The organism is Erwinia piriflorinigrans CFBP 5888 (assembly GCF_001050515.1).
GTDB classification, from domain to species: Bacteria; Pseudomonadota; Gammaproteobacteria; order Enterobacterales; family Enterobacteriaceae; genus Erwinia; species Erwinia piriflorinigrans.
This window is the reverse complement of sequence record NZ_CAHS01000014.1, coordinates 133,649-145,152: the sequence shown is the minus strand read 5'-3', so window position 1 is coordinate 145,152 and position 11,504 is coordinate 133,649. Positions and strand designations below refer to the sequence as shown.

Below are 11,504 nucleotides of genomic sequence, written 5' to 3'. Positions count from 1 at the left end.
TTCAGGCTTTTTCCAGCGTACATAGCAACGGATGCTCATTATCCCTGGCATACTTATTCACATGAGCGACTTTGGTTTCCGCCACTTCGGCGGTGAAAACACCACAAATCGCTTTACCCTGGTAGTGAACGGTAAGCATCAGTTGCGTTGCACGTTCAATATCATAAGAAAAGAACTTTTGCAGAACGTCAATAACAAATTCCATCGGCGTGAAATCGTCATTGTTCAAAATAACCTTATACATCGATGGCGGCTTAAGCTCTTCACGAACTTTATCGTCGGCGAGCTGTTCAAAATTAAGCCAGTCGTTAGTCTTTCCCATATTTATCCAGTGTGCTCAGTATAACTTTCGCCAGACTAACATTATTCAGGCCAGGAAAAACCAGAACAATATGTCGTACAAGTGGGTTGAGATGGTCTGGCGGCACCGTCAGTTGCGGCCTTTGTCCGTGAATTTGCAGCAGCTTTAACTGCCTTGAATATAGATGATTTTTTCCAGGGCATCGCCTTTCGTTTGATTGCCCCTGCATGGCAACGGTGTGCAGTGCAGTTTCTCTGGCCTGGGCCTGACAGGATATACACCACCGCTTTAAACAATATGGGTGGCTGTCTGCCGATTTCAAGTGCGGGTTTTATCTTCGTGTGCAAAACGGAAAGCAGCCACTGTCAGATTTGCGATCAATCCACCTTGCCGCGCGCCAGCCACTGTACCCGGGCAAACATTTTACGTAACAACAGCGGCACCGCCTCCGTCCCGCTTTCTGCCGCCTCCATCGCTACGGCAATCGCCAGCTCAGGCTTTGATGAGTGGTGAACTGCTTTTGTGATAATGCGCCGCATATTCATGGGTACGCCAGGAGGCAAGCGGGCGAAACGATGATAAACCTCAGAAAATCCCTGCTTGTACAGGAAATGCTCCATATCCAGTGCGGGTAATTGTGTTAGATGCTGCTGTTCGGCATCGCCTTCCAGCAGACTACGGGCTGTAGCGGCATATTTCCTTCCCGCTTCATCGCCATCGGTGAGCACATACCATTCAATTCCCATTCGCTCGGCAAACTTCAGCAACGGCCGCAGCCCACACTGGGCAAACTCAATCACTTTTATCCCTTCAGCAGCAAAATGGTAACCGCACTGGCGCGCCAGTTCGTTCATCACCCAGACTTCGGTTTCGCCTTCCACCAACAGCCAGCAGCGGGCAAATAGCGAAGATGGCCGATTGAAGCGGATATGAAAAGCGATGCGTCGGCTCTCTTCAGCGCTCATGCCACCGGGGCCAACACGCCAGACAGCGATCCGCTCCGGCTCACGCACCAGCCTACAGACCTGCTCTATAGGAACCTGCGACAGTAACTCTCCAGAATTAGTGGTGGTGATTTTTTGCAGCGGCAGCAGGTTAAGCAACCCCCACGCCACCGCCAGCATGATCGGATGCAGGCGCGTTTCCGGGTCTTCAATCAGCAGCAGCGGTCGTGCCATAGGATCAAGCTGATGCGCCCCTCGCACCTGCACCAGCAGAGCAAACATACGCAACAGGATCACTTTTCGACTGCGGCTGTCAGCCTCGGCTATCAGCTGATTAATATTATCCAGATAACGCCAGCCGCTGCGTGAGGCCAGCTGATGAGATAAGCGACCGCTTTGTGATGCGGCGGCCGGAGGCTGAAGTGAAAAATAGTGCTCCAGCAGTTGTTGCATGGTCGTCAGCCCCTGACGCAATGCGCTGTCGGTCAAATTTTGCGGGCGTGACTGCAAATCACGGGTCAGGTTATCAATTTGCTCTGCCAGCGCATTAAAATCGGCCTCGTCGCTGTGCTGCGTCGGCTCAAGATGCATACGGCGGTTAAACCGCGCATCTCGCAGGCGTAAAACCGGATGCAGGCGCTTGAGAGCATGCACCAACGTGGAACGATCTCCCGCCAGCACCTCTCCCCGGGCATCTAAAAATTGATGGTGGGTCATGACCGTGCCTTCCTTCAGCAGTTCTCCCTGCACCTGATAACAAAGTTGATAGGCGCCGCCGTCTCCCCGCTGCCAAAGGCCGCTAAACGCCGCATAGCGCGGTGCCTGGCGCTGTCCGGCTTCGAACTCACGGAAAGTAAAACGGATATGGATATTGCGCTCCCGTCTGTGGGCATCGCCCGGCGGGAAATGAAAATCTCCGGAGCTGAATTGATAAGGTTCTCCGGGGGCCAACAACAGCGTCAACGCATCCAGCAGGCTGGATTTCCCCCAGGCATTTTCACCAATTAAAACGTTGTCTTCTTCCAGCCGCAGCGACAACTTGTTGATACCACGAAAGCCGGTAACGACGATTTTTTCCAGGATCATTTCTGCCTCTCCCTGCCCCTTATATATTGAGAATGGTTGGCAGCAACCGCCTGGTCAAGGAGAAACAGCTTGTTTCATCCCGCTTCCCCCCGCTTGCGCTAACCTAAACTATGCTTGTGCTGCAACTTATCCCTTCCGGCTGAAGGATAATGCCCTAACTGAGGAGAAAAGCATGAAGCAAACCGTTGCATCACTGGTGGCAAAAACGCTGGAAAGCGCAGGCGTTAAACGAATCTGGGGCGTCACCGGCGATTCACTGAACGGCCTGAATGACAGCCTGAACAAAATGGGTACCATTGCATGGATGCCTACCCGCCACGAAGAGGTGGCTGCCTTCGCCGCTGGCGCAGAGGCGCATTTGACTGGTGAACTGGCGGTCTGCGCCGGTTCTTGCGGGCCGGGTAATCTTCACCTGATTAATGGTCTTTTTGACTGTCACCGCAACCATGTTCCGGTACTGGCGATCGCAGCGCATATTCCTTCAAGCGAAATCGGCAGTAACTATTTCCAGGAAACACACCCACAGGACCTGTTCCGTGAGTGCAGTCACTATTGCGAAATGGTTTCCAATGCGGAACAGCTGCCACAGGTGCTGGGCATCGCGATGCGTAAAGCGATCCTCAATCGTGGCGTGTCGGTCGTGGTGTTACCCGGTGATGTGGCGCTACAGTCTGCCCCTGAAAATGCCACCCCGGACTGGTATCCACCACGGCTACCGCAGGTGCTGCCGGTGCCCGATGAACTGGCCAGGCTGGCGGAGACGCTCAATCAGTCCGGGAAAATTACCCTGCTTTGCGGCAGCGGTTGTGCCGGTGCCCACGCCGAAGTGGTTAAACTGGCTGAATCCCTAAAAGCACCCATCGTACATGCGCTGCGCGGCAAGGAATACATCGAGTACGACAATCCTTATGACGTTGGGATGACCGGCCTGATCGGCTTTTCTTCCGGCTATCATGCCATGATGAATGCCGATACGCTGCTGGTGCTGGGTAGCCAGTTCCCTTATCGCGCGTTCTATCCACCGAAGGCGAAAATCATCCAGATCGATATCAATCCCGGCAGCATTGGCAGCCATTCTCATGTCGATATGGCGCTGGTTGGCGATATCAAGACCACCGTCAGTGCCCTGCTGCCGCAGCTGACGGTGAAAACCGACCGTCAGTTCCTCGATAAAGCGCTAAAGCACTATGTTGAGGCGCGCAAAGACCTGGATTCACTGGCCACCGCCAATGATAATCAGGCGATCCATCCACAGTATCTCGCGCAGCAAATCAGTCAACATGCCAGTGAGGACGCAATCTTCACCTGCGATGTCGGTACGCCGACCGTTTGGGCAGCGCGCTATTTGAAAATGAACGGCAAGCGGCGTCTGGTCGGTTCCTTCAGCCACGGTTCTATGGCCAATGCCATGCCGCAGGCCATTGGCGCACAGGCGATTGACCCACAACGCCAGGTCATTGCCCTGTGCGGTGACGGCGGTTTCAGCATGTTGATGGGTGACTTCCTGTCGCTGGCGCAGCTCAAGCTACCGGTTAAAATCGTGGTATTTAACAACAGCGTGCTGGGATTTGTGGCGATGGAGATGAAAGCGGGCGGCTACCTGACCGATGGAACCGAGCTGGACAATCCCAACTTCGCCGCTATTGCCAACGCCTGCGGGGTAAAAGGCATTCGCGTGGAGCGGGCATCGCAGCTGGATGAAGCCTTGCGCGAGGCGCTGGCCCACGATGGCCCGGCACTGGTTGATGTGGTCACCGCAACCGACGAATTGGCGATGCCGCCACAGATAAAACTGGAACAGGCCAAAGGTTTCAGCCTGTATATGCTGCGGGCGATTATTAGCGGTCGTGGTGATGAAGTGGTTGATCTGGCTAAAACCAACTGGCTGAGGTAAAACCGTTAAGGGCTATGTGACGGACGCTGCGGCGTCCGTTTTACTTTGAACAGGAGAGCAACGTGATTGATTTACGTAGTGATACCGTGACCCGTCCGACACCCGCTATGCTGGAAGCGATGATGCGCGCTGAAACCGGCGACGATGTTTACGGCGATGATCCGACGGTCAACCGGCTGGAAGCTGAAATCGCTCGTCTGAGTGGTAAAGCCGCCGCGCTGTTTCTGCCAACCGGCACGCAGGCTAATCTGGTGGCGCTGCTGTGCCACTGTCAGCGTGGCGAGGAGTATATCGTCGGGCAGCTGGCCCATAACTATAAATATGAAGCGGGCGGCGCGGCGGTTCTCGGTAGTATTCAGCCCCAGCCGGTGCTCGCGGCCAGCGACGGCACGCTGCCGCTGGATGTGGTGGCGCAGTTTATCAAGCCTGACGATATCCATTTTGCCATCACTCGCCTGTTAAGCCTGGAAAATACCTATAACGGCAAAGTGCTGCCGATGAGCTACCTGCAACAGGCATGGGCGTTCACCCGTGAACGCCAGCTGGCGCTGCATATTGACGGGGCGCGCATTTTCAACGCGGCGGTGGCGCTTGACGTTCCGCTCGCAGCACTGACCCGTTACTGCGATACGCTTACCATCTGCCTGTCGAAAGGGCTGGGCACACCGGTGGGATCAATGCTGTGCGGCAGTGAGGCGTTTATTCAGCGGGCGCGGCGCTGGCGCAAAATGACCGGCGGCGGGCTGCGCCAGGCCGGTATTCTCGCGGCAGCCGGACTGTATGCGCTGGAGCATAACGTGGCGCGTTTAAAAGATGATCACCACAACGCCGCATGGCTGGCTACTGCATTACGCGCCATCGGCGTTGATGTGACCCGTCAGGATACCAACATGGTCTTTCTGCGCCTGCCGCCAGCACAGGTTGCGACGCTGGGGCAGTGGATGCGCGAGCGTGGCATTCTGCTCAGCACTGGCGCGGTGACGCGGCTGGTCACGCATCTGGACGTTGACCGGGCGGCGCTGCAAACTCTGGTTAGCGCGTGGCAATCGTTTTTAGCCGCAGGCTAAACTTCTACTGCCCACCGTATTTTTCCACCAGCGCGGCGGCGATAGCTTCAGTTTCAGCATCGGCTACGCCACGATAATCTGTCGGACGAAAGTGCATCTGAAATGCCGTAATCAGCGCCTGCTGCTGGTACGGCAACATCTGCGGCGGCACTTCATAGCCGTAGCTCGCCAGCAGGCCCAGCAGTTTCGCCTTATCTGCCCGTTGATTAGCCGACCGTCCGGCCAGATAAAACGCCACACGGTCATCATCAGGCCACGCCCCCACACCCTGCGCGGCAAGCCAGCGCCACGGAAACAGCGGCCCCGGATCCTGCTTGCGCAGCGGAGCGATATCGCTGTGCGCCACCACGTCCTGCGGGCTGATGCCATAGCGCTGCACAATATCACGCATCAGCGGCAGCAGCGCCGCCATCTGCGCAGCAGGAAACGGTGCCCAGTTTATACCGGAACCGGTGCGCTCCCAGCCTGCGTTTTCCAGCTCAATGCCGATCGAGGTATCGTTCAGTCGGGTGGCACCGCGCCAGAAGCTGACCCCGGCATGCCAGGCCAGCATCGACTCTGGCACCAGCCGCCAAACCAGCGGTTGACCGTCATACTTAGGCGGCGCGGCGGGAAGCAAATAGTGCGCGCTAACGCTACGATCGGTCAGTACGTTGAGCGAACGCGAAAAATCACCGGCCGTGTAGTGAATAACCAGTACCTTAATGCGCGGGCGCGCACCGAAAGCCTCCTGTCGGGTATCCACCATATACCCTTGCTGCGGCTGAAGCCCCTGCGGAGTGATTGAGGTAAACAGGAAGATTGCTAACAGCACCCACAGCGGTCGAATGATGGACAGAGGACGCATCAGTGCCGCAGTTTCACCGCAGTGCCGCTGACACTGACCATCAGCATACTGCTGTCTTTCCCGACGGTTTCATAATCAATATCAATACCCACCACCGCCTGAGCGCCCAGCGCTTTTGCCTGTTCTTCCAGTTCGGCAAAGGCAATCTGGCGTGCTTTACGCAGCTCCTTTTCATAAGCGCCGGAGCGCCCGCCGACGATATCGCGTATCCCGGCGAAAAAGTCGCGGAAGATATTTGCGCCGAGGATTGCCTCGCCGGTGACTACGCCACAGTATTCAGCGATCGGCTGGCCTTCCAGCGTGGGGGTTGTGGAAAATTGCATACTGCTCTCCTTGTTCTATATGGGTTTAGCTCTTAGGGTTACACATAAGTCGCTATACTCAATGATAATGCACACCCGCTGATAACAATAAGGAAATCAGAATGAAATACCAGCCTTTCGCCGCCGTGGTGCCTTTGGCCCTGCTACTTAGCGCCTGTACCACCGTCGACCCTGCCTACAAAGATGCCGGTACACGCCTGGGTTCCTGCATCAATGGCGGCCCGGACAGCGTGGCGCAGCAGTTCTACGATCTGCATGAGCAACAACCTTCAACAGGCGTGCCGGATGCGCAGCTGCTGGCTAAATACCGCCCTTATTTCAGTGAAAAATTGTACCAGTCACTGATTGGCGCACAGCGCGATGGGCAGAAAAACGCCATGCTGAGCGGTGATATTTTTTCCAGCGCCCGTGACGGCGCCACTGATGCCAGCGTTGCCGATGCTTCTACCATCCCCAACCGCGATGCCCGCAATATTCCCCTTCGGGTAACGCTAAAAAACGGCAGCCGCAAGTGGCAGGATGAAGTCTTAATGGTACGCGAAGGGGCCTGTTGGACGGTGGATGACGTGCGGTATCTTGGCACTACCCCACATTTAGCCAACGGTTCACTCAATCAGCTACTGTCAAAATAAGTGTGACCTGCGTGCCTGCCTGGCGGCGCGCAGATTTGAATAACGACGACAGTCTGGCAGGTCAGAGAGGCCGGTACGCGCTATGATGTGCTGCGCTTCACTCTTCCCGCCAACAAAAATAAATTTTAACGCACAATGATTGCATAACTATTCTGTCAGCGTTAAGATTTGCGCCATCAATTGCTATTCACTTTAAGCGCATGAGTATTCAACTAAACGCTATTAACTGCTTCTACGGTGCCCACCAGGCGCTTTTTGACATTCAGCTATCCTGCCCGGAGGGCGAAACGCTGGTATTGCTCGGGCCGAGCGGTGCCGGAAAAAGCTCACTCCTGCGCGTGTTAAACCTGCTGGAAATGCCGCAGTCCGGTACGCTATCCATAGCTGGTAACAACTTTGATTTCAGCAAACCACCTGCTGACAACGCTATTCGTGAACTGCGGCAAAATGTCGGCATGGTATTCCAACAGTACAATCTCTGGCCGCATCTGACCGTCACCCACAATTTGATTGAAGCACCCTGCCGCGTGCTGGGCCTGAGCAAGGCACAGGCTCATGAACGGGCGAAAAAGCTGTTGGACAGGCTACGCCTGACTCCATATGCCGATCGATATCCACTGCATTTGTCGGGCGGTCAACAACAGCGTGTTGCCATAGCACGCGCGCTGATGATGGAACCTGCAGTGCTGCTGTTTGACGAACCCACAGCTGCACTCGATCCTGAAATTACCGCGCAGATCGTCAGTATTATCCGTGAACTGGCGCAGACCCATATTACCCAAGTGATTGTTACCCATGAAGTGGAAGTGGCACGTAAAACCGCCAGCCGTGTGGTATACATGGAAAACGGCTACATCGTGGAACAGGGTGATGAAAGCCGCTTTAACCAGCCGCAAACCGAGGCGTTTGCACATTATCTTTCGCACTGATTGCAGGATATAACGATGAAAAAAATGGTCATTGCCGCACTGTTAGCGGGTTTCAGCCTGAGCGCCACTGCTGGCCAGACGATTCGCTTCGCCGCCGAAGCGTCCTACCCTCCGTTCGAATTTATTGATGCGGATAACAAGATTCAGGGCTTTGATGTCGACCTGGCGAATGCCCTGTGTCAGGAAATTGACGCCGACTGTACCTTCACCAATCAGGCGTTTGACAGCCTTATCCCCAGCCTGAAATTCCGCCGTTTTGATGCAGTGATGTCAGGCATGGATATCACCCCCGAGCGTGAAAAACAGGTGCTGTTCAGCCAGCCCTATTACGAGAATTCAGCCCTGTTTATCACTCAGAAAGGTAAATTGGCCAATATGAATGCGCTGAAGGGTAAGCGTGTTGGCGTGCAAAATGGCACCACGCATCAGAAATACATTGGCGAAAAGCTGCCGGATGTCAAAGTCGTGCCTTATGACAGTTATCAGAATGCCATTCTCGATTTGAAAAATGGCCGTATTGATGCCGTGTTCGGTGATACCGCCGTGGTCAACGAGTGGTTGAAGAATAATCAGGATCTGGCACCGCTGGGTGAAAAGGTCACCGACAAAACTTACTTCGGTAACGGCCTCGGCATTGCCGTGCGTCAGGGTAACGCCGAGCTACAGAGCAAACTCAATGCGGCGTTGGATAAAGTAAAAGCCAACGGTACCTATAAAACTCTCTACAGCAAGTGGTTTCAGCAGTAATTAATGAACGAACTTTATACTCTTGCCAGCGCCGCCGGGATGACCGTCGGGCTGGCCGTTTGTGCCCTGGTCGCCGGATTAATGCTGGCGATGGTGTTTGCCGTTTGGGAATCCGCACGCTGGCGTCCACTGGCATGGGTCGGCACTGGTCTGGTTACGCTGTTTCGCGCTTTACCAGAAATTCTCGTGGTGCTGTTTATCTACTTCGGCGCTTCGCAGCTGTTGCTCACCCTGTCGGATGGTTTCACCATTAATCTGGCGTTTGTTCAGATCCCGATTCAGGTCAACATTGAGAATTTTGACGTCAGCCCCTTCCTCTGCGGGGTGATTGCACTGGCGATCCTCTACTCCTCCTACGCATCACAAACTCTGCGCGGTGCGCTGAAAGCGGTGCCGCAAGGGCAGTGGGAGTCGGGCCAGGCGTTAGGAATGAAAAAATCAGCCATCTTCGTGCGCCTGATCGTGCCGCAAATGTGGCGGCATGCGTTGCCCGGTCTGGGTAACCAGTGGCTGGTGTTGCTAAAAGATACCGCGCTGGTGTCGTTGATCAGCGTAAACGACATAATGCTACAAACCAAAAGTATCGCCACCCGCACCCAAGAACCTTTTACCTGGTATGTGGCTGCTGCGGCTATCTACCTTTTAATCACCCTGTTCAGCCAGCAGGTGCTGAAACGCATTGAACTGCGAACCACGCGCTTTGAGCGAGGAGATGCCTGATGCTGAGCTATTTTCCTGAACTGCTGAAGGGACTGCACACCAGCCTGTCACTTACTCTGGCATCATTGGTACTGGCGCTGGTGTTGGCGCTGCTTTTCACCGTGGTGCTGGCATTGAAAGTCCCGGTGCTGAGCCTGATAACCCGTGGTTATATCACCCTGTTTACCGGTACTCCGCTGCTGGTGCAGATCTTTCTGATTTACTACGGGCCAGGGCAGTTCCCGGCTATCCAGAGCATTCCCTGGCTATGGGGCCTGCTGTCACAACCCTGGCTGTGTGCTCTTTTGGCGCTGTCACTGAACAGTGCTGCCTACACCACGCTACTGTTTCACGGGGCGGTTCGCGCTATCCCGTCCGGACAGTGGCAGGCCTGTGCCGCACTGGGGATGGGGCGTAAAGATCAGCTGCGTATCCTGTTACCCTATGCGCTGAAACGGGCACTCTCCTCCTATTCCAACGAAGTGGTGCTGGTATTCAAAAGCACCTCGCTGGCCTATACCATTACCCTGATGGAAGTCATGGGCCACGGACAGCTGCTGTACGGACGCACTTACGATATAAGCGTGTTCGCTGCCGCTGGCGTGATCTATCTGTGCGTTAACGGTTTGCTGACCCTGTTGATGCGGATGGTCGAACGACGGGCGCTGGCCTTTGAGCGGCGTAACTGATCCTCGCCAACGGAAAATGCGTTAACAACTGTCATCACCACCCAAACAATAAGACCGCAAGGAACCGAGAAGATGAAAAAAATCATTCTGGCAGCCCTGATTGCCAGCGCTGCCTTTGGCGCCCAGGCCGCAGAACATATTCGTTTTGCCTCGTCGGCCACCTATCCGCCTTTTGAATCCCTCAACAGTGAAAATCAGATCGTCGGTTTCGATATCGATCTGGCTAACGCCCTGTGTGAACAGATAAAGGCGGAATGCAGCTTTACCAACAATCCGTTTGACAGCCTGGTACCGGCGCTGAAATTCCGCCGCTATGATGCCGTTATTTCCGGTATGGACATCACCGCAGAGCGCAGCAAGCAGGTGAGCTTCACCCAACCCTATTACGCCAATTCAGCGATTATCATTGCCCAGAAGGGCAAATTCACCCATCTGGATCAGCTGAAAGGGAAACGTGTCGGGGTTGAAAACGGCACCACACATCAGAAGTATTTGCAGGAAAAACACCCGGAGATTGTCACCGTCGCTTATGACAGCTATCAGAACGCCATTCTCGATCTGAAAAATAGCCGCCTCGACGGTATTCTGGGGGATAGCGCGGTGGTGGGTGCCTGGCTGAAAACCAATCCGAGTCTGGCCAGTGTCGGCGAACATATTACCGACCGCGACTTTTTCGGAACCGGGGTCGGTATCGCGGTACGCAAAGACAATGCGGCGCTACTGACACAGTTTAACGCGGCACTTGATGTGCTGAAAGCCAATGGCACTATCGAAAAATTGAATCAGCGCTGGTTTCCGCAATAATCTGCGTCACGGGTGGGCGCGGCCAAAAAATGCTGCGCCCACTGCGTGCGGTCAACGTTAACCGGTTAGCGATAAAAGCGTCGACTGCTCGCCGGGACGAACAGCAGCAGGAGTACCAGCAGGTCGGGGGATTTCTCCAGTAACAGTAAAGGGAGAACCTGACTGTCATGCTCCCTGACAATGCTAAACAGCTCCGGGTAGACCCAGCCCATTGAGGCAGCAAACATATACAGCAGCACTACTCCCTGAGTGGTAAGAAAAACCCATCTCCCCCAGTTATGCCCGCGCATTAAAGCGACCGCGCTACGCAGCTCGATCAACCACACCAGCTGGCTGGCAATAAAAATCAGCGTCGATCCCCAGGCCTGGGCGCTGCGATGGACAAGGTTCAGCAGCTCCTCAAGGCCGAGTTCATTAGCCAACAACAGTACGCCGAGGCAGCGAGTAGCGATGATGGAACTACCGGCGATCCACACCGGGACCGGGACAGGACTGGCACGACTGAACAACGTATGATTATCTCCATATATCTGTGACATGAC

Annotated in this window: 13 protein-coding genes; 8 read left to right on the top strand and 5 right to left on the bottom strand. The window is 54.9% G+C overall.

All coding sequences use genetic code 11. The features are described from left to right. Position 1: 1 nt before the first annotated feature. On the bottom strand, positions 2-322 hold the full coding sequence (clpS, locus tag EPIR_RS06825; RefSeq protein WP_012441877.1) for an ATP-dependent Clp protease adapter ClpS: 321 nt from the start codon (positions 320-322) through the stop codon (positions 2-4). A 356-nt stretch (positions 323-678) separates the two neighbouring features. After that, positions 679-2,331, bottom strand: a complete 1,653-nt coding sequence (locus EPIR_RS06820; protein WP_023654598.1) for an ATP-dependent nuclease — start codon at positions 2,329-2,331, stop codon at positions 679-681. Between the two features lie 172 nt (positions 2,332-2,503). Between EPIR_RS06820 and poxB the strand changes: the two genes are divergently transcribed. Both poxB and ltaE read left to right on the top strand, forming a co-directional pair. After that, entirely contained in the window at positions 2,504-4,225 is a 1,722-nt protein-coding gene (poxB, locus tag EPIR_RS06815; RefSeq protein WP_023654597.1) for a ubiquinone-dependent pyruvate dehydrogenase, read from the top strand. Between the two features lie 62 nt (positions 4,226-4,287). Continuing rightward, positions 4,288-5,292 (top strand): low-specificity L-threonine aldolase, encoded by a 1,005-nt coding sequence (ltaE, locus tag EPIR_RS06810; protein WP_023654596.1) that lies wholly within the window; start codon positions 4,288-4,290, stop codon positions 5,290-5,292. A gap of 4 nt (positions 5,293-5,296) precedes the next feature. Here ltaE and EPIR_RS06805 read toward each other — a convergent pair whose 3' ends face one another. Next, positions 5,297-6,139 carry an N-acetylmuramoyl-L-alanine amidase gene (locus EPIR_RS06805; protein ID WP_023654595.1) on the bottom strand — a complete coding sequence of 281 codons (843 nt, stop codon included), beginning with the start codon at positions 6,137-6,139 and terminating at the stop codon, positions 5,297-5,299. After that, positions 6,139-6,462, bottom strand: a complete 324-nt coding sequence (locus tag EPIR_RS06800; RefSeq protein WP_023654594.1) for a heavy metal-binding domain-containing protein — start codon at positions 6,460-6,462, stop codon at positions 6,139-6,141. Before EPIR_RS06800 ends, EPIR_RS06805 begins: the two co-directional genes overlap by 1 nt. 101 nt (positions 6,463-6,563) lie before the next feature. Here EPIR_RS06800 and EPIR_RS06795 point away from each other — a divergent pair, with 101 nt between their 5' ends. The 6 genes from EPIR_RS06795 (at position 6,564) to EPIR_RS06770 (ending at position 10,962) form a co-directional block, all read left to right on the top strand. Then, the gene (locus EPIR_RS06795; protein ID WP_023654593.1) at positions 6,564-7,094 is read left to right on the top strand and encodes a lipoprotein; all 531 of its coding nucleotides are present in this window, start codon (positions 6,564-6,566) and stop codon (positions 7,092-7,094) included. 200 nt (positions 7,095-7,294) lie between these two features. Then, the gene (artP, locus tag EPIR_RS06790; RefSeq protein WP_023654592.1) at positions 7,295-8,023 is read left to right on the top strand and encodes an arginine ABC transporter ATP-binding protein ArtP; all 729 of its coding nucleotides are present in this window, start codon (positions 7,295-7,297) and stop codon (positions 8,021-8,023) included. A gap of 15 nt (positions 8,024-8,038) precedes the next feature. Next, positions 8,039-8,770, top strand: a complete 732-nt coding sequence (gene artJ, locus EPIR_RS06785) for an arginine ABC transporter substrate-binding protein (RefSeq protein WP_023654591.1) — start codon at positions 8,039-8,041, stop codon at positions 8,768-8,770. 3 nt (positions 8,771-8,773) lie between these two features. Beyond that, positions 8,774-9,490: an arginine ABC transporter permease ArtQ gene (artQ, locus tag EPIR_RS06780; protein ID WP_023654590.1), complete on the top strand. Its 717-nt coding sequence runs from the start codon at positions 8,774-8,776 to the stop codon at positions 9,488-9,490. Next, positions 9,490-10,158, top strand: coding sequence for an arginine ABC transporter permease ArtM (gene artM / locus EPIR_RS06775; protein WP_023654589.1), 669 nt, complete (start codon positions 9,490-9,492; stop codon positions 10,156-10,158). The genes artQ and artM overlap by 1 nt, the downstream gene beginning before the upstream one ends. A 72-nt stretch (positions 10,159-10,230) precedes the next feature. Continuing rightward, positions 10,231-10,962 (top strand): arginine ABC transporter substrate-binding protein, encoded by a 732-nt coding sequence (locus tag EPIR_RS06770; protein ID WP_023654588.1) that lies wholly within the window; start codon positions 10,231-10,233, stop codon positions 10,960-10,962. A gap of 65 nt (positions 10,963-11,027) precedes the next feature. Here the strand turns inward: EPIR_RS06770 and EPIR_RS06765 are convergent, their stop codons facing one another. Continuing rightward, positions 11,028-11,501, bottom strand: a complete 474-nt coding sequence (locus tag EPIR_RS06765) for a YbjO family protein (RefSeq protein ID WP_023654587.1) — start codon at positions 11,499-11,501, stop codon at positions 11,028-11,030. Positions 11,502-11,504: the final 3 nt, after the last annotated feature.